The 16,608-nt window shown below is 68.3% G+C and carries 16 protein-coding genes; 12 read left to right on the top strand and 4 right to left on the bottom strand.

Annotation, left to right across the window (positions count from 1 at the left end):
* Positions 1 to 89 precede the first annotated feature (89 nt).
* The 3 genes from ACZ6YV_RS33910 to ACZ6YV_RS33900 all read left to right on the top strand — a co-directional run bounded on the left by ACZ6YV_RS33910 (position 90) and on the right by ACZ6YV_RS33900 (position 2,185).
* Positions 90 to 449 (top strand): DUF1844 domain-containing protein, encoded by a 360-nt coding sequence (locus ACZ6YV_RS33910; RefSeq protein WP_020629651.1) that lies wholly within the window; start codon positions 90 to 92, stop codon positions 447 to 449.
* 96 nt (positions 450 to 545) lie between these two features.
* Complete coding sequence (locus ACZ6YV_RS33905) at positions 546 to 1,193, top strand: GntR family transcriptional regulator (RefSeq protein WP_465513498.1); 648 nt, start codon at positions 546 to 548, stop codon at positions 1,191 to 1,193.
* On the top strand, positions 1,190 to 2,185 hold the full coding sequence (locus ACZ6YV_RS33900; RefSeq protein WP_465513497.1) for a 1-aminocyclopropane-1-carboxylate deaminase: 996 nt from the start codon (positions 1,190 to 1,192) through the stop codon (positions 2,183 to 2,185). The genes ACZ6YV_RS33905 and ACZ6YV_RS33900 overlap by 4 nt, the downstream gene beginning before the upstream one ends.
* Positions 2,186 to 2,256: 71 nt before the next feature.
* On the opposite strand, the gene ACZ6YV_RS33895 is transcribed toward ACZ6YV_RS33900, so the two are convergent.
* The 3 genes from ACZ6YV_RS33895 to ACZ6YV_RS33885 are packed head-to-tail and all read right to left on the bottom strand — an operon-like array spanning position 2,257 to position 4,339.
* Complete coding sequence (locus tag ACZ6YV_RS33895; RefSeq protein ID WP_465513496.1) at positions 2,257 to 2,640, bottom strand: RidA family protein; 384 nt, start codon at positions 2,638 to 2,640, stop codon at positions 2,257 to 2,259.
* Positions 2,637 to 3,401 carry an IclR family transcriptional regulator gene (locus ACZ6YV_RS33890; RefSeq protein WP_378247385.1) on the bottom strand — a complete coding sequence of 255 codons (765 nt, stop codon included), beginning with the start codon at positions 3,399 to 3,401 and terminating at the stop codon, positions 2,637 to 2,639. The genes ACZ6YV_RS33895 and ACZ6YV_RS33890 overlap by 4 nt, the downstream gene beginning before the upstream one ends.
* The gene (locus tag ACZ6YV_RS33885) at positions 3,398 to 4,339 is read right to left on the bottom strand and encodes a sugar kinase (RefSeq protein WP_465513495.1); all 942 of its coding nucleotides are present in this window, start codon (positions 4,337 to 4,339) and stop codon (positions 3,398 to 3,400) included. Before ACZ6YV_RS33885 ends, ACZ6YV_RS33890 begins: the two co-directional genes overlap by 4 nt.
* Before the next feature lie 150 nt (positions 4,340 to 4,489).
* On the opposite strand from ACZ6YV_RS33885, the gene ACZ6YV_RS33880 reads away from it, so the two are divergent.
* The 9 genes from ACZ6YV_RS33880 (at position 4,490) to ACZ6YV_RS33840 (ending at position 15,314) form a co-directional block, all read left to right on the top strand.
* Positions 4,490 to 5,794: an amino acid deaminase gene (locus tag ACZ6YV_RS33880; protein WP_465513494.1), complete on the top strand. Its 1,305-nt coding sequence runs from the start codon at positions 4,490 to 4,492 to the stop codon at positions 5,792 to 5,794.
* Between the two features lie 33 nt (positions 5,795 to 5,827).
* A complete protein-coding gene (locus ACZ6YV_RS33875; protein ID WP_465513493.1) occupies positions 5,828 to 7,423 on the top strand; it encodes an N-acyl-D-amino-acid deacylase family protein in 1,596 nt (531 codons plus the stop codon).
* Positions 7,420 to 8,805, top strand: a complete 1,386-nt coding sequence (locus tag ACZ6YV_RS33870; RefSeq protein WP_465513492.1) for a GntP family permease — start codon at positions 7,420 to 7,422, stop codon at positions 8,803 to 8,805. The genes ACZ6YV_RS33875 and ACZ6YV_RS33870 overlap by 4 nt, the downstream gene beginning before the upstream one ends.
* Before the next feature lie 27 nt (positions 8,806 to 8,832).
* Positions 8,833 to 9,963 carry a lactonase family protein gene (locus ACZ6YV_RS33865; protein ID WP_465513491.1) on the top strand — a complete coding sequence of 377 codons (1,131 nt, stop codon included), beginning with the start codon at positions 8,833 to 8,835 and terminating at the stop codon, positions 9,961 to 9,963.
* Between the two features lie 12 nt (positions 9,964 to 9,975).
* Positions 9,976 to 11,259, top strand: a complete 1,284-nt coding sequence (locus ACZ6YV_RS33860) for an extracellular solute-binding protein (RefSeq protein WP_465513490.1) — start codon at positions 9,976 to 9,978, stop codon at positions 11,257 to 11,259.
* A complete protein-coding gene (locus ACZ6YV_RS33855) occupies positions 11,260 to 12,219 on the top strand; it encodes a carbohydrate ABC transporter permease (RefSeq protein ID WP_465513489.1) in 960 nt (319 codons plus the stop codon). It abuts the gene before it with no gap.
* Positions 12,210 to 13,091, top strand: coding sequence for a carbohydrate ABC transporter permease (locus ACZ6YV_RS33850; RefSeq protein WP_378247371.1), 882 nt, complete (start codon positions 12,210 to 12,212; stop codon positions 13,089 to 13,091). Before ACZ6YV_RS33855 ends, ACZ6YV_RS33850 begins: the two co-directional genes overlap by 10 nt.
* 1 nt (position 13,092) lies before the next feature.
* Positions 13,093 to 14,499 carry a beta-N-acetylhexosaminidase gene (locus ACZ6YV_RS33845; RefSeq protein WP_465513488.1) on the top strand — a complete coding sequence of 469 codons (1,407 nt, stop codon included), beginning with the start codon at positions 13,093 to 13,095 and terminating at the stop codon, positions 14,497 to 14,499.
* A gap of 230 nt (positions 14,500 to 14,729) precedes the next feature.
* Complete coding sequence (locus ACZ6YV_RS33840; RefSeq protein ID WP_465513487.1) at positions 14,730 to 15,314, top strand: hypothetical protein; 585 nt, start codon at positions 14,730 to 14,732, stop codon at positions 15,312 to 15,314.
* Between the two features lie 170 nt (positions 15,315 to 15,484).
* Here the strand turns inward: ACZ6YV_RS33840 and ACZ6YV_RS33835 are convergent, their stop codons facing one another.
* Complete coding sequence (locus tag ACZ6YV_RS33835; protein WP_465513486.1) at positions 15,485 to 16,561, bottom strand: DUF5005 domain-containing protein; 1,077 nt, start codon at positions 16,559 to 16,561, stop codon at positions 15,485 to 15,487.
* Between the last annotated feature and the right edge of the window lie 47 nt (positions 16,562 to 16,608).

Here is a 16,608-nt window from a genome sequence, read left to right as displayed (position 1 = left end):
ATGCTACGGCAGTGACGCGGGTGGGAGCGGGGCTCCACTTGCCGCCCCCGATCGCTCGGAGGCTGGTCGCTCGTGGAAGGGTACCAGACGTGTCAGATGAACCCGTTCAGCAACCCCCGTATTCCCCGGACGTCCGCGACCTGGAGGACATCCCGAGCGTCGAGGTGATCAGCAGGGCGGCCGTCATGCTGCTCTCCGCCGGCGCCGAGCGACTCGGCCTCGCCGACGAGGATCCGGCCACCTCACCGCACCGCGACCTCGACGAGGCTCGCCGTCTGATCACCGCCCTCGCCGGGCTGGTGACCGCTTCGGCAGAGTACCTCGGCCTGCACGCGGGCCCGTTGCGTGACGGCCTGCAGTCCCTGCAGAAGGCGTTCCGCGAAGCCTCGGCCGTTCCGGACGCGCCCGGGCAGGGGCCGGGCGAGAAGTACACGGGACCCGTCTACTAGCCCAGCCGAAGTACATGAAGGCCCCCTTCCTTGCGCCTAGGTACAGGAAGGGGGCCTTCATGTACTTCACTCGCACTTGCAGCTAACATTTCAGATGTGAGTGGGTTAGCGAAGGTGCCGAGGTCCCTCCTCAGGGACGAGGCTTACGAGAACATCCGCCGGGCGATCATCGACGGGACACTGCCGCCGGGGACGAACCTGCGCGACGGCGACCTCGCCGATCAGCTCGGTCTCTCCCGGGCTCCAGTGCGACAGGCGCTGCTGAGGCTCATCGAGGACGGCCTCGTCGAGTCGAAGCCACAGAGCTACACGCGCGTGGCCGGCTTCGTTCCCGACGACGTCCGCGACGCGCTCCAGCTCGTGCGCACGCTGCACGAGTTCGCCGTCCGCGCGGGTGCGCCGCGGATGGGGCCCGCCGGGGTCGCGGCGATGCGCGCGGCCAACGCCCGGTTCGCCGACGCGATCGCCGCCGGGGACATCGCGGCCGCGATCGCCGCCGACGACGAGCTGCACGACGTCCCGGTCGCCGCCGCGCGCAACCGGGCGATCGCCGCGACGCTGGCCCGCTACACACCGCTGCTCCGGCGTCTCGAATACGCCCGCTTCGGCTCCTTGCCCGCGCACCGGTCCGTCCAGCGTCACGCGGAGCTGGCCGACGCGATCGAAGCGGGCGACGTCGACGCGGCCTGCGCGATCACCGCCACGATCTGGACCGAACTCGAAGCCCTCTTGGAGACGCCATGACCCTCGCCGACTTCCCTCGCTACCCGCTGCTGTTCGGCCCCTCCCCCGTCCATCCGCTCGAGCGGCTCACCGCCCATCTCGGCGGCGCGAAGGTCTGGGCGAAACGCGAGGACGTCAATTCCGGTATCGCGTTCGGCGGCAACAAGACCCGGAAGCTCGAATACCTGGTCGCCGACGCGCTCGCCGAGGGCGCGGACACGCTGATCTCGATCGGCGGCGTGCAGTCGAACCACACCCGCCAGGTCGCCGCGGCCGCCGCACGGGCCGGGCTCAAGGCCGTGCTGGTGCAGGAGAGCTGGGTCGACTGGAACGACCCGCTGTACGACAAGGTCGGCAACATCCAGCTCTCGCGCATCCTCGGCGCGGACATCCGGATGGTCGAGGCCGGGTTCGGCGTCGGGTTCAAGGAGAGCTGGGAGAACGCGGTCAAGGAGATCGAAGCGGGCGGCGGGAAGCCGTACGCGATCCCGGCGGGCGGGTCGGACCATCGCCTCGGCGGGCTCGGTTTCGCGAACTGGATCGTGGAACTCGAAGCGCAGGAAGCCGAGCTCGGCATCTTCTTCGACACGGTGGTCGTGTGCTCGGTCACCGGCAGCACGCAGGCCGGGATGGTCGCCGGGGCCGCGCTGTCGGGCAAGCCGCGGCGGATCCTCGGCATCGACGGTTCGGCGAAACCGGCCGAGACGCGCGACCAGGTCACCCGCATCGCCAGGGCGACCGCGGAGCTGATCGGCGCGGGCGAGATCGACGAAGTCGAGCTGGACGAGCGCTACCACGCGGGGATCTACGGCGTCCCGGACGAGTCCACTTTGGACGCGATCCGGACGCTGGCGCGGCTGGAGGGTGTCCTCACCGATCCGGTGTACGAAGGCAAGTCCATGGCGGGCCTGATCGACCTCGTCTGCCGGGGTGAGATCTCGCGGGACTCGAACGTTCTCTTCGCGCACCTGGGCGGGCAGCCCGCGCTGAACGGGTACACGAGCGTGCTCTGAGTCCACACCGACGCTATGAAAGGCCCGTTACTTGCGAAATTTGCAAGTAACGGGCCTTTCATAGCGCGCGATCAGGCCACCACGGCCAGGACGTCGATCTCCACCAGCAGGCCGGCGGGCAGGCCGACGTACACGGTGGTGCGGGCCGGGTGCGGGGCCTCGCCGATCAGCTTGTTGTAGACCTCGTTGAACGCACCGAAGTGGTCGACGTCGGTCAGGTACACACGCACCATCAGCGCGTCGGCCAGGCTCGAACCGGCGGCCTCGAGCACCGCTTCGATGTTCTTGAAGGTCTGCTCGGTCTGCTCGCCGACGGTCTCGCCGACGATGGCGCCGGTGGCCGGGTCGAAGGCGACCTGACCGGCCACCTGCAGGATGTTGCCCTTGCGGACCGCCTGCGAGAACGCGGCCACCGGCTTCGGCGCGTTCTCCGTGCTGATCGCGGTCTTGCTCATTCCAACTTCCCCTTTCGGTTCCCCGTCCATCCACTGTGGACGGAAGCTTCTTCGGCGGCGGCGACGAGTTCGGGCACGAGCCCCATCAAGCCGTCGTAGTCCAGCAGCACCTTCGGCACCGAGATCGACGCCGCGGCCAGCACCACGCCACCCGGGCCGCGGACCGGCGCCGCGATGCAGTGGATGAAGTCCTCGTGCTCGGCGTTGTCCACCGCGTAGCCGCGGTCGGCGACGAGCCCGAGCTCCTTCCCGTACGCCTCGGGCGTGGTGATCGTGTTCGGGGTGCGGACGAAGAAGTCGATCCTCGAAACTACGTCCGCCTGCTTTTCCGGCGTCATCGCCGCGACGAGCACCTTGCCGACGGCGGTGCAGTGCAGGGGCGCGCGTTTCCCGATGCGCGAGTACATCCGCACCGAATGCCTGCCCTCGAACTTGTCGATGTAGACGACCTCGCCGTCCTCATAGGACGCCAGGTGGATGGTGTGCCCGGTGCGCGAGTTGAGCCCGGCGAGCGCCGATTGCGCGGTGCGCCGGACGTCACGGTCTTCGAGCGCCTGCTGCGCGAGGTCGAAAAGCGCGCTGCCCAGCCGGTAGTACCGCTGCCCTTCCCGGCGCACGAAGTGATGCGACTCCAGAGTCCGGAGCAGGCGCAGCACGGTCGACTTGTGCACGCCGATCTCCTCGGCGAGCTGATCGAGGGTCTTCGGCTCGCGGGCGAGCCCGCTCAGCAGTGTGAGCGCCCTGTCCAAGCTCTGGCTCATACGCTCACCAATCCCTTGTCCGTCAGCTTCGCCGCCGCCCATGCTGCCTCATCCGCCCTGAGGAGCGTTTCGACCACGGATTCGGGCAACGGCGTCCCCACATCGTCGTGAGTCAGTAGGGTGGCGGCGGCCTGCAGGTGACCGCGCCGCAACCGGGTCGCCGGGGCGTCGCCGCGCAGGGTGGCGGCGAGGAAGCCCGCCGCGAACGCGTCACCGGCGCCGACCGGCTCCACGACATCGACCTGAAGCGCGGGCGAGAACAGGGGCGCCGCGTCGCCGTCGATCAGCGTCACACCGCGTTCCCCGTGCTTGACGACCAGCGTCTTCGGCCCGGGCAGTGCGGCGCGCAGCCGCTCCGGGTCACCGGTCCCCCACACCCGCTCGGCCTCGTCTTCACCGGCGAGCACGATGTCGGCGCGAGCGGCCAGTTCGGCCAGCACCGAAGGCTCGCGCCCGGTCCACAGCGCGGGCCGGAAGTTCACGTCGAACGACACCAGTGTGTCGCCGCGCGGCCGTTCCAGCAGGGCCCGCACCAGGTCGAGGCAGCCGTCCGACAGCGCGGGCGTGATCCCGGACAGGTGGATGACGCGCACCCCGTCCAGATCGAGTTTCCCCAGCAGCCCGGCGTCCATTCCGGACGCGGCGGAGCCCTTGCGGTAGTACCGCACCGGGCTGCCTTGAGCGCCGCTTTCCTTGATGTAGAGCCCTGTCGGACGCGTCGGGTCGACCATGACCGCGGCGACGTCCACCCCCGCGGCGGCGATCTCGCGCACCAGTGCGCGGCCGAACGGATCGTCTCCGACGGCACTCACCCAGGCGCTGGCGAAACCCAGCGCCGGGAGATGGCAGGCGACGTTCGACTCGGCTCCGCCGATGGTCCGCACCCACTTCCGTACCTCGTCGGGCGGCCCGGATTCGGCCGGCACGAACAAGGCCATCGACTCCCCGATGCAAATAACGTCGGGCGCGCTTGTCACCTTCGCGTCTCCTAGTCGTCACGCCGTTGACCTCTAGCGGACCGGATGCTACACCTATCCCACGCAATATGCGCAACGTCCGTTGCAACATACGCAACCGAGGTGAACCTCATGTTCGAAGCCGGCACCATCGATTCCGCCGCGGTCGCGGCCGTCCGGGAAGAGCGCGTCGACTGGCGCTTCCGCTCGGTCGCGCCTTCGCTGTCCGGTCTGACGATCGGCGAAGCCGCCGCTCGCGGCGCGAAGCTGTTCGAGGACGGCTTCCTCGGCCCGTTCGTCGTTCTCGACGAAGAGGCCGTCGAACACAACCTGCGCACGATGGCGGACTGGTGCGCCACGCGTGGTGTCGCGCTGGCCCCGCACGGCAAGACGACGATGGCGCCGCAGCTGTTCGAGCGGCAGCTCGACCACGGCTCGTGGGGCATCACCTGTGCGAACGCCGGGCACCTGCGGATCTACCGGGCGTTCGGGGTCTCCCGGATCCTGCTGGCGAACCAGCTGCTCGACCCGTCGGGCCTGAAGTGGCTGGCCGCGGAGCTGGACGCCGACGACGACTTCGAGTTCGTCTGCTGGGTCGATTCGGTCCGCGGTGTCGAGCTGATGACCGAAGCCCTGCGCGGCGCCCGCCGGAAGGTGGACGTGCTCGTCGAACTCGGCGCCGAGGGCGGCCGCACCGGTGTCCGTGACACCGGCACCGCGCTCGCCGTCGCCGAAGCCGCCCACACGAGCCCGGCCCTGCGACTGCGCGGATCCGGCGGCTACGAAGGCGCGCTTTCCCACCACACCGACGAAAAGTCGCTCCAGCTGATCAGCTCCTATGTGGACGGTCTGCGGGAACTCGTCTTCGCCTTCCACGAAAAGGGCCTGCTCGACGACGCCGGTCAGATCATCGTCACCGGCGGCGGCAGCGCGTACTTCGACCGCGTCGCCGACGAGCTCACCAAGGACTGGGCCGGTCTGGACGTCCTCCCGATCCTGCGCAGCGGTGCCTACGTGACCCACGACGACGGCTTCTACCGCGTGATCTCGCCGCTGGGCGAGCACCCGCGCATCGACGGCGTCGCGTCGTTCCGTCCCGCGCTCCGCGCCTGGGCTCAGGTCACGTCGAAGCCCACGGACGAACTCGCGCTGCTCACCATCGGCAAACGGGACGCCTCCTTCGACGAAGGCATGCCCGAGCCGCGCCTCATCCGCAAGGGCGACGGGCGGACATCCGCGCTCGAAGGTCATTCCATCCAGAAGATGAACGACCAGCACGCCTTCCTCACCCTGCCCGCGTCGTCCCCGGTCGAGGTCGGCGACTGGATCGCCCTCGGTCTGTCGCATCCCTGCACCGTGTTCGACAAGTGGCCCCTCATCCCGGTCGTCGGCCCCGACGGCGAGACCGTGCTCGATTTCGTCCGCACGCATTTCTGATCCGTCCTCCACCGCCGCAGAGGAAGAATCATCATGGACATCGTTGTCCGCTCCGCACTGGTCGCCGACGGCACCGGGGATCCGCTCACCAGGCACGACGTGGGCATCTCCGGCGACCGCATCGCCAGTGTCGCCGAACCGGGCTCGCTCGCGGGCCGCCGCACCATCGACGCCGAAGGACTCGTGCTCGCGCCCGGGTTCATCGACATGCACTCGCATTCCGATCTCCAGCTGCTCGCCAATCCGGATCACCTCGCGAAGCTCTCCCAGGGCGTCACGACAGAGGTCCTCGGACAGGACGGGCTCTCCTACGCGCCCGTGAACGACGACGTCCTCGCATCGCTGCGTCAGCAGCTCGCCGGGTGGAACGACGATCCGGCGGGCTTCGACTGGAACTGGCGTTCGGTCGGGGAATACCTCGACAGGCTCGACGCGGGGGTCGCGGTCAACGCGGCCTACCTGGTGCCGCAGGGCACCGTCCGCATGCTCACCGTCGGCTGGGAAGACCGGCCCGCGACCGAGGCCGAGATGAACGCGATGAAGGAACTCGTCGCGACCGGTCTCGCCGAGGGCGCGATGGGCATGTCGTCCGGGCTCACCTACACACCGGGCATGTACGCGACCACCGAAGAACTCGTCGAGCTGTGCCGGGTCGTCGGCGAGAACGGCGGCTTCTACAGCCCGCACCACCGCAGCTACGGCAAGGGCGCGCTCGAAGCGTTCGGCGAGATGGTCGACGTCTCCCGCCGCTCCGGCTGTCCGCTGCACCTCGCGCACGCCACGATGAACTTCTCGGTGAACAAGGGCAAGGCGTCGAATCTGCTTGAGCTGCTTGACCAGGCACTCGACGACGGCTGCGACATCACCCTGGACACCTATCCCTATCTCCCCGGCGCCACGTACCTCTCCGCGCTGCTGCCGAGCTGGTCCACCGAAGGCGGGCTTGACGCCACACTGGCGCGACTGTCCGATGTGGACACTCGCGAGCGGATCCGGGCCGAGATCGAGGAAACCGGATCCGACGGCGCGCACGGCGTGCCGATCGACTGGGAGGCCATCGAGATCAACGGTGTCCGCCGGGACGAGAACGCCCACCTCATCGGGCATTCCGTCGCCGCTTCGGCGCAGCGCGCCGGTAAACCGGCCGCGGAGCTGTACTTCGACGTCCTGCTGTCGGAAAAGCTCGGCACGTCCTGCCTGATGCACGTCGGGCACGAGGAGAACGTCCAGGCGATCATGCGCCACCGCACGCACACCGGTGGCAGTGACGGGCTCCTCGTCGGCGCGCGGCCGCATCCCCGCGCCTGGGGCACGTTCCCGCGCTACCTCGCGCGCTACGTCCGCGAGCTCGGCGTCCTCGACCTCGCCGAATGCGTCTCCCATCTCACCGGCCGCGCGGCGGAACGCCTGCGGCTGACCGACCGGGGTCTCGTCCGCGCGGGTCACGCGGCCGACCTCGTGCTGTTCGACCCGGAAACCGTCGCCGACACCGCCACGTTCGACGAGCCGCGGCAGCAGGCCGCCGGTATCCCCTATGTCTTCGTCAACGGTGTCGCCGCCATCGACGATGGTCAACCGACCGGCGCCCTCGCCGGCCATTCACTGCGGAACCCCGGGAGTGCCCGATGATCGACTGGCTCCAACACACGACGGGAGGTCTCCTGACCCTCGCCGCCGTCTCGATCGCGGTCTTGCTGCTGCTCATCATCAAGGTCAAGCTGGAGCCCTTCATCGCGCTGATCGTGGTCGGCCTGCTGACCGCGCTGGCCGCGGGCCTGCCGGTCGGCCAGATCGTCGGCTCCGCGCAGAAGGCGTCGGATTCCCTGCTGGAAAAGGGTTTCGGCGGGATTCTCGGCCATATCGCCGCGATCATCGGGCTCGGCACCATCCTCGGGTCCATTTTGGAGCGTTCCGGCGGGGCGAAGGTGCTCACCACCGCGCTGCTGCGGGCCATCGGTGAGAAGCGGGCCCCGTTGGCGATGGGTCTCGCGGGCTTCGTCTTCGGTATCCCGGTGTTCTTCGACATCGGCATCTTCGTGCTGGCGCCGCTGGTCTACGTCGCCGCCAAACAGGGCGGCCGTTCGCTGGTGCTCTATGCACTGCCGCTGCTCGCCGGTCTTTCGATCACGCACGCGTTCCTCCCGCCGCACCCCGGCCCGGTGGCCGCGGCGGGCCTGCTGCACGTGGAACTCGGCTGGATCATCCTGATGGGCCTGGTCTGCGGTATCCCGGCGTTCCTCATCGGCGGTGTCGCGTACTCGACGTGGATCGGCAAGCGCATCGACATCCCGGTCCCCGAGGAATTCGTGGTCGAGGAAGAAGGCGAAAAGGAAGAGAACCCGCCTTCACTAGGCCTGGTGGCGGCGATCATCGCGGTCCCACTGGTGCTGATCCTCGCCGGGACCTTCGGCAGCATCTGGCTTCCCAAGAACTCCGCGCTCGCGGGTGTCGCCGCCTTCATCGGCACCCCGGCGGTCGCGCTGACGATCTCGGTGCTGCTCGCGTCGTGGCTACTGGGCCTGCGCCGGGGCTTGACGGGCAAGGACTTGAGCGAGCTTTCGGCGAAGTCGCTGCGCCCCGTCGCGATGATCCTGCTCGTGGTCGGCGCGGGCGCGTTCTTCGGCGCCGTGCTGGCCGCGACGGGGATCGGCAAGGCTGTCGCGGGCTCCCTCGACAACGCCGGTCTCCCGGCCATCCTGGCGGCCTACGTGATCAGTTGCGGTATGCGTATCGCGCAGGGTTCGGCAACCGTCGCGATCGTCACCACAAGCGGTATCGTCGCGCCGACCGTGGCGACGCTGGGTTACTCGCAGATGCAGCTCGCGCTGCTGGTCGTCGCCATTTCGGCCGGGTCGATCATCGCCTCCCACGTCAACGACGGCGGCTTCTGGATCATCTCGCGGTACTTCAACATGACCGTGCCGCAGACCCTGAAAACCTGGACCGTTTTGGAAACCGTCCTTTCCGTTTCCGGTTTCGGCGTGGCAGCATTGCTCATGGCAGTGGTTTAAACCACCTGAAAGCTGGGAGAGATCACGATGACCGGACTCGATCGACGCACCTTCCTCGGCGCCGTCGGAGCGGCTGGACTCACCACCGTTCTCGGTTCCCACCTCGCGAATGCCTCCGAACAGACCTGCGGACCGAAGGGAACCGGGGCCATCTACGTCAGCAGTTACACCAGTTCCGGGCACGGGCTCGATGTCGCTCACCGGGACGCGGCCACGAACGCGCTCGCCGTCGACCGGACGATTCCGGGAGTCAGCAACGCTTCCTGGTTCGACATCAGCGCCGACCGCAAGACGCTCTACGTGACCAACGAGGACGAGAACGGCCAGATCTCCGCGCTCAGCCTGGCCGACCCGGCGAAGCCCAAGCTGCTCAACAAGAAGTCGGCGAAGGGCAAGCACCCGACGCATCTGACCGTCCACTCGAGCCAGAAGTACGTGCTGGCCGCGAACTACAGCAGCGGCAGCGTCGTCGTCCTCCCGATCCTCGCGGGCGGGAAGCTCGGCGACGTCGTCGATCTGGCCCAGCACAAGGGCGCCGAGCGGGACGCGCACGCGCACCAGGTGGTCAACGATCCCACCGGCAAGTGGGTGCTTTCGGTCGACCTCGGCGCGGATTCGGTCTACGTCTACAAACTCGACGTCGCCACCGGGAAACTGAAGCTGAACCAGCAGCTGAAGCTCCCGTCGGGTGCCGGGCCTCGCCACCTCGCCTTCCACCCCAACGGCAAGTACGCGTACATCCTCGGCGAGCTGCGGGCCGAGGTGACCATCGCGGCGTGGGACCCGGCCACCGGGAAACTCACCGCAGGCCAGGTCGTCAAGGCCGTTCCGGCGGGCACGCCCGGCGAGCAGTACCCGGGCGAGATCACCACGGCGAAGGACGGCCGGTTCGTCTACGCGTCCGTGCGTGGTTCGGACACGATCGCGTCGTTCGGTGTCGGCGAGGACGGGAAGTCCTTGAAGCTGCTGAACAACGCGCCTGTCGGCGGCGTCTACCCGCGTCACATCACCCTGGATCCGACCGAAAGCTGGTTCTACGTCTCCAGCGACAAGTCCGGCACGCTGAGCTGGCTGCCGCGTGATCCCGCCACCGGTCTCCCGGGGGCCGTCGCCGGAAAACTGGCACTCCCCCAGGTCAATTCCGTCTTTTTCGCATAAGGAGAAAATCCCATGAGAACTCGCGTCCTCATCGCGGGCCTCGCGGCGGTCGGCCTCGTCGCGGGCTGCGCGCCGGCCCAGAACACCCCCGCCGCGGGCGGCGGCGACGAGAAGACCGGCACGGTCCGGGTCTGGCTGTTCGACGAAGCCAACCGCGCACCGAAGGAAGCCGCGGTCAAGGAGGCGATCGCCGAGTTCAAGGCGGCGCACTCGGGCGTCGAGGTCGACGTCCAGTGGATCCCGGTCGAAGGCCGCGCCGACAAGTTTTCGGGCGCCTTCAACGACCCCGCGAGCGCGCCGGACGTCGCCGAGTTCGGCAACACCGACGTCTCCAGCTACGCCGCCACCGGCGCGCTGGCCGACCTGACCGGCGATCTGTCGTCGTGGAAGGAAGGGGCGGACATCCTCCCGGCGGTGCTGGAGACCGCGAAGTCCGGCGGCAAGACCTACGGGCTTCCCTGGTTCACCGGCATCCGCGCGTTGTACTACCGCACGGACCTCTTCGCCGAACTCGGCCTCAAGCCGCCGACGACGCTGGCGGAACTGACCGAGACCGCGAAGACGATCCGTGCCAAGAAGCCGGAGCTGTACGGCATCTCCGTGGGTGGCAAGTACACCTACGCGATGCTGCCGTTCCTGTGGGCTCACGGCGGCGAGATCGCCAAGCAGGACGGCGACAAGTGGAAGTCCACTGTGGACTCCGAGCAGGCCAAGGCCGGCGTGACGGCGTACGCGAACCTGCTGAAGGCGGACATCTGCCCGCCCGAACAGTGCGCCAACCTCACCGGGACGCAGAGCATCACGGCGTTCGCCGGTGGCAAAGCCGGTATGTCCATCGGCGGTGACTTCAACCGCAAGGCCGTCGAAGCGGGCCAGGTCAAGGGCAAGTACGCCATCATCCCGATCCCGGGCACCGAGGCGGGCAAGATCGCCCCGGCGTTCTCGGGCGGCAACCTGCTCGGCGTGTTCAACGCGACCAAGCGCAAGAGCCTCGCTGTCGAGTTCACCCAGCTGCTCGGTGGCGCCAAGTACCAGGAGAAGATGTACGTCGCCATGGGCAACCTGCCCACGCTCGGCAGCGTGCAGCAGAAGCTCGCCGCGAGCGACCCGTCGGTCAAGCCGTTCGTCGACACGCTCACCGCGGGCACGAAGTTCGTCCCCGCCACCGCGGCGTGGTCGAAGATCGACGCGCAGAACGTGCTGCCGACCGCGATCCAGCAGATCGCGACCGGCGGCAAGGACCCGGCGGCCGCACTGGCCACCGCGGCGGCCGAGATGAACAAGGCGTTCGGCTAAGTGGTCACCAAAGAAGCCCCTCGCACCACGGCTCCGGCCGTCCCGGCACGGCGGTCGCCCCGCTGTCGCCGGGACGGGCGGGCCGCCCTGCTCTACCTGGCGCCCGGTGGCATCCTGCTGCTGGCGATGCTGGTGTACCCGATCTACCAGCTCGTCCTGATCTCGTTCTACGACTACGGCCAGCCTCAGGCCGTCGGCAACGCGCCGCTGGTGTTCCTCGGCTTCCAGAACTACACCGACCTGCTGGAGAACATCCAGTTCTGGGAGGTGCTGGCCAAGACCCTCGGCTTCACCGCGGTCTGCGTCGTCGGCAGTCTCGCCCTCGGGACGGGGCTCGCCGTCCTGGCGACGCGGGTCCGCGCCTGGGCTCGGGTGCCGCTGTTCCTGGCGGCGCTGGCCGCGTGGGCGACGCCGGCGATGGCGGGCTCGTACGTCTGGCTGTTCCTGTTCGACGCGGATTTCGGCCTGGTGAACGAGGTGCTCTCGGGCCTCGGGTTCACCGGGATGGCGAACCACTCCTGGACGTTCGACACCTACAGCACGTTCGGTCTGGTGGCCGCCGAGGTCATCTGGTGTTCGTTCCCGTTCGTCATGGTGACGATGTACGCCGGGCTCAAGGGCGTGCCGGAGGAGGTCATCGAGGCCGCGTACCTCGACGGCGCGTCGACCTGGCGCACCACGTGGTCGGTCACCCTGCCGATGGTGCGGCCGCTGCTGACCATCGCCACCATCCAGTCGATCATCTGGGACTTCAAGATCTTCACCCAGATCTACGTGATGACCAACGGCGGCGGCGTGGCCGGGCGCAACCTCGTGCTCAACGTCTTCGCCTATCAACAGGCCTTCGCCGGACAGGAATACGGTCTCGGCGCGGCGCTCGGAGTCGTGATGACCTTGCTGCTGCTGTCCATCACCGGGCTGTACGTCCGGTCGCAACGCCGGAGCGCGGGATGGGTGTGATCACGGCTCCCGCCCGGCGTCCCCGCCGGGTCAAGAAGCCGGGCAGGCTGATCGCCGAGATCATCTGCGTGGTGATCGCGGGCATGGTCGCGTTCCCGGTGTACTGGATGGTGCTTTCGGCGTTCAAGCCCACCGGGCAGATCCAGTCGGAGAACCCCCGTCCCTGGACGCTGACACCGACCCTGGAGCACTTCGAACGCGTGCTCAGCGGCGAGGGCTTCGCGCTGTTCTTCCTGAACAGCGTGATCGTGGCCGTCGTGGTGGTGGCGTTGTCTCTGCTGCTGTCGTTCCTTTCGGCTGTCGCGCTGACCAGGTTCAACTTCAAGGGCAAGACCGTCCTGCTGGTGATGGTGCTGGTGGCGCAGATGGTGCCGGTCGAGGCGCTGACCATTCCGCTGTTCTTCCTGATGCGGTCGGTCGGCGACGTCGCGCCCGCGTTCGGCACCAACCACCTCGGCTCGCTGATCCTGGTGCACCTGGCGTTCAGCCTGCCGTTCGCGATCTGGATGCTGCGCGGATTCGTCGCCGCGGTGCCGCAGGAACTGGAAGAGGCGTCGAAGATCGACGGGGCGAGCCGCATGCGGTTCACCTGGCAGATCCTCTTCCCGCTGGTGGCGCCCGGGCTGGTGGCGATCAGCGTGCTGGCGTTCATCCACGCCTGGAACGACTTCCTGTTCGCCAAGACGTTCATCATCTCCAACACCGAGAACCAGACGCTCCCGCTGGCGATCCTGGTGTTCTTCAAGCCGGAGGACACCGACTGGGGCGCGGTGATGGCGGGTTCGACCCTGATGACCATCCCGGTGCTGGTGTTCTTCATTCTCGTGCAACGACGACTCGTGTCCGTCATGGGCGGCGCGGTGAAGGGCTGACATGCCTGGCTTCGAAACTCTGCTCCCCCGTCCCGTCTCGGTGGAACCGCTGCCGGGACAGTGCGCGGCACCGTCCGAAGTGGACGTACGCACCGACGCCGGGCTGCCCGCCGAGGGCTATCGGCTGGAGATCGACCCGGCCGGGGTGACCCTGCACGCCGCCGACGCGGCAGGCGAGTTCTACGGCCGCCAGACGCTCCGGCAGCTCATCGGGCCGGACGCGTTCCGGGTGACGTCGATCCACAGTGGACAGCAGACGATCCCGTGCGGCGTGGTCACCGACCACCCGCGATTCGGCTGGCGTGGCTGCCTGCTCGACGTGGCGAGGAACTTCCGGACCAAGGCGGAGGTGCTGCGGTTCATCGACCTGCTCGCCGCGCACAAGCTCAACGTGCTCAACCTGCACCTGACCGACGACCAGGGCTGGCGGATCGAGATCGCCGAGTTCCCCAAGCTGACCGAGGTCGGTGGCTGGCGGAAGTCGTCCATGGTCGGGCGGCACGACGGGCCGGAACGCGACGGGCGGCCGCACGGCGGATTCTACTCTGTCGACGATCTCCGCGAGATCGTCGCGTACGCCGCCGCGCGTTCGGTGACTGTCGTCCCGGAGGTCGACATCCCCGGGCACGCGCGGGCCGCGATCGCCGCGTACCCCGAACTCGGCCCGGAGACCGCCGAACCATGGGAGGTGTGGACGAGCTGGGGTATCAGCACGTCCCTGCTGAACACGGAGAAGTCCACTGTGGACTTTTTCAAGCGCATCTTCGACCACGTGCTGGACATCTTCCCGTCGGAGGTCATCGCCCTGGGTGGTGACGAAGTGCCCGGCGCGACCGAGGAACACGGCTGGTTCGTCCGCGAGATCGCGCAGCACCTGGTCGAACGAGGACGTCGTCCGCTCGGCTGGGACGAGGTGCTCGAAGCGGGCGACCTGCCGCCGATGGTCATCGGCTCGTGGCAGAGCGAGGGGGCCGGTGCCCGCGCGGCGGCCGCCGGGCACGACGTCGTCATGTGCCCCGAGGAGCGCGTGTACCTGGACCACCGGCAGTCCGACCACCCCGACGAGCCGATCCCCGTCGGCTACCTGCGGACGCTGGAGGACATCTACTCCTACGAGCCGGTGCCCGCGGATTTCCCTGCCGACAAGGCCATTCTCGGCGCGCAGGCACAGGTCTGGGCGGAGCATCTGGACACCGTGCGGCGGGTCGACTACGTCGCCTTCCCGCGGCTGTCCGCGTTCGCCGAGGTCGCGTGGAGCGCCCCGGAAGGGCGGGACTACGCCGAGTTCCTGCCGCGCCTGCGGGATCACCACCTGCCGCGGCTGGACGCACTGGGCGTCGAGTACCGGCCGCTGGACGGGCCGCACCCGTGGCAGACGCGGCCGGGAGTCCCTGGGCGGCCTCGCTAGAAGTGCGTTGAGGGGTAAGGCTGCCGTGCCGGTGGACGTGGGTTGCTCGCACCTCGCCACCGGCACGCTCCAGTCGCCGGGCATGCCTGCCTCGGCACATGCTTCCCGGGAAGGCGTTGCGAAAGCGCGTGTCCGCGCAGGATCCCGTACCGACCGACGCGACACCGTCCAGCTCACCCCTCGATACCCCGTCCTCGCACCTGATGCCGAGACGGGGCCATCATGGGCTCATGAGTGATCAGTCCGAGCGGTGGGTCGATGCCACCCAGCTTCCTGAAGAACTCGTAGCTCTCATCGACACACTCCGCCCCGGCGAGGACGTGCGCATCACCCGGAACGGCGAGACGATCGGGACGATTTCCGTTGCTGCTCAGGAAGAACAGGTCCCTTCAGCGGCCTCCGACGACGACGTCACAGTCGTGGCCACCGCCATGAAGCTTTCGGCCTCGGCGCGGTCCTCGTTGTCCGACCGGCTCGGCCCCGGCTACCTCGTCCTGGACCTGCGTTCGGCTCCCCCGACCGTCGACGTGCTGCTGGTCCCGCCTTCCAGCCCGCAGTTGATCGGGAACTTCCGGGCGCTGTACCCCAAGGCCCGGATCGTGATCACGGAGATCGAGGACGCCGAACTCGGGGTCAAGTACGAGGGGCCGGTGCGCCGCCTTCTCGACGCCGGTGCCGAGGCCTACCTGCCGTCCAGCACCATTCCGCGGCTGGCGGAGCAACTGGACCGGACCATGACCCAGCTGCGGCAGCTCACCGGCGACACGTCGGCTCCCCTGACCATCGAATCGCCGCGAGACCGTGCGCTCGAATGATCGGCGGCCAGTACCAATAGTCGCGAGTGGCAAGGGTCGTTCTAGTGAGGGGTAAGGCAAACGTGTCGTGGCGTCGAGGTGTGCGCCGAATAGATCTTTCCCGCGCGGGATGCGGCAAAAATCCCCATCACCCAGTCTGATACGCCAACTATGCCTAATCAGTATCTCGATCACCCGTTGAAGGGTAGTACCGGCGGCCAGTCGATTTCGACGAACCGCGGCCGGTAGATCCTCACGTCCGCGATGTTGTCGGCATGGTCGAGAGAGTTCACGTTGTACGACACGACGAGCTTCCCCGGCACGCTCAGCTGAGGATGCGCGGTCGCGTCGTAGACGATCCGCCGGTCACTCGCTTCGGGTGCTCGGTAAAGGACCCGCGGTTCACCGAACGGGCCTGTCGGCGAACCGGCGGTGTACGCGAGCATCACCGGGCTGAAGCCGGGACTGGTGTCCATGGTGATCAGCACGTATTCGCCGCCGATCCGGGTCACCGAGAAGGCCGTCCCGATCCCGGACAGCATCCGGACGGAGTCCTCCTCGTGGGACGACCAGCCGAGGCCGGTCCAGAACTGCCACGGCCCGCGAAGGCCGCCGACAGACACCCTGGCCAACCGCAGATGGCCCTCCTCGGCGCCGTAGATGTAGGTGTAGCCGCCATCGTCGAGCAGCTCCGATCCCCACGCGACCCTGTCGCCCACCGGGATCACCAGCAGCTCGGACGGCGTCAGCGCGGGCAGCCGGAACGTGGCCAGCGAGGTCCCGGTGCTCCGGAAATCGAGCCCGCCGGGCCCCGTCGTCTTGTACCGGTTGTAGAGCACCCGCAGGACGTCGCCTTCGACGACGCCGTCACCGACCCAGTAGTGCTCACCTGAACCCGCGAGCCCGATCAACGACTCCGGGTCGTCGGCGGTGCCGCCGTGCAGCGTCTCCCCCAACGTGCCGTCGGGCCGCTGGACGACCAGGGTGTTGCGGGCGATCGGGCTGTCCGGCGGACGGCTGTGGTCCGGGTTCACCCTGCCCAGGAACGTGTCCGAAAACAGCCACGCGGTGCGGCCGTCCGGCAGCGGGACCGACACCGTGCGATCCCCGCCGGTCCAGTGCCCGCCCTGGTCGCCGTAGCCGTTCCAGAGCTCGTTCAGCCCGCCGACGGGGGCCACGGGCGGCGGCGCGGACGCGATGCCGCTGCTTGCCACCACGGCGCTGAGCAGCAACGCGGCCACGACGAGAATCCGCGACGGCCGGCGCATCGGATCATGCTAAGGCCGCGGCGGTCTTTGTACGAGCCTTGTGCGGC

The organism is Amycolatopsis sp. NPDC102522, from assembly GCF_055584485.1.
The sequence above is the reverse complement of the archived record's forward strand: the minus strand, read 5'-3'. Positions and strand labels throughout refer to the sequence as shown.

What these genes read in the sequence shown, in the direction of transcription:
- ACZ6YV_RS33900 (WP_465513497.1), top strand. Translation starts at nt 1,190, where the DNA reads ATGACCCTCGCCGACTTCCCTCGCTACCCGCTGCTGTTCGGCCCCTCC.
- ACZ6YV_RS33895 (WP_465513496.1), bottom strand. Translation starts at nt 2,640, where the DNA reads ATGAGCAAGACCGCGATCAGCACGGAGAACGCGCCGAAGCCGGTGGCC.
- ACZ6YV_RS33890 (WP_378247385.1), bottom strand. Translation starts at nt 3,401, where the DNA reads ATGAGCCAGAGCTTGGACAGGGCGCTCACACTGCTGAGCGGGCTCGCC.
- ACZ6YV_RS33885 (WP_465513495.1), bottom strand. Translation starts at nt 4,339, where the DNA reads ATGGCCTTGTTCGTGCCGGCCGAATCCGGGCCGCCCGACGAGGTACGG.
- ACZ6YV_RS33880 (WP_465513494.1), top strand. Translation starts at nt 4,490, where the DNA reads ATGTTCGAAGCCGGCACCATCGATTCCGCCGCGGTCGCGGCCGTCCGG.
- ACZ6YV_RS33875 (WP_465513493.1), top strand. Translation starts at nt 5,828, where the DNA reads ATGGACATCGTTGTCCGCTCCGCACTGGTCGCCGACGGCACCGGGGAT.
- ACZ6YV_RS33870 (WP_465513492.1), top strand. Translation starts at nt 7,420, where the DNA reads ATGATCGACTGGCTCCAACACACGACGGGAGGTCTCCTGACCCTCGCC.
- ACZ6YV_RS33865 (WP_465513491.1), top strand. Translation starts at nt 8,833, where the DNA reads ATGACCGGACTCGATCGACGCACCTTCCTCGGCGCCGTCGGAGCGGCT.
- ACZ6YV_RS33860 (WP_465513490.1), top strand. Translation starts at nt 9,976, where the DNA reads ATGAGAACTCGCGTCCTCATCGCGGGCCTCGCGGCGGTCGGCCTCGTC.
- ACZ6YV_RS33850 (WP_378247371.1), top strand. Translation starts at nt 12,210, where the DNA reads ATGGGTGTGATCACGGCTCCCGCCCGGCGTCCCCGCCGGGTCAAGAAG.
- ACZ6YV_RS33845 (WP_465513488.1), top strand. Translation starts at nt 13,093, where the DNA reads ATGCCTGGCTTCGAAACTCTGCTCCCCCGTCCCGTCTCGGTGGAACCG.
- ACZ6YV_RS33840 (WP_465513487.1), top strand. Translation starts at nt 14,730, where the DNA reads ATGAGTGATCAGTCCGAGCGGTGGGTCGATGCCACCCAGCTTCCTGAA.
- ACZ6YV_RS33835 (WP_465513486.1), bottom strand. Translation starts at nt 16,561, where the DNA reads ATGCGCCGGCCGTCGCGGATTCTCGTCGTGGCCGCGTTGCTGCTCAGC.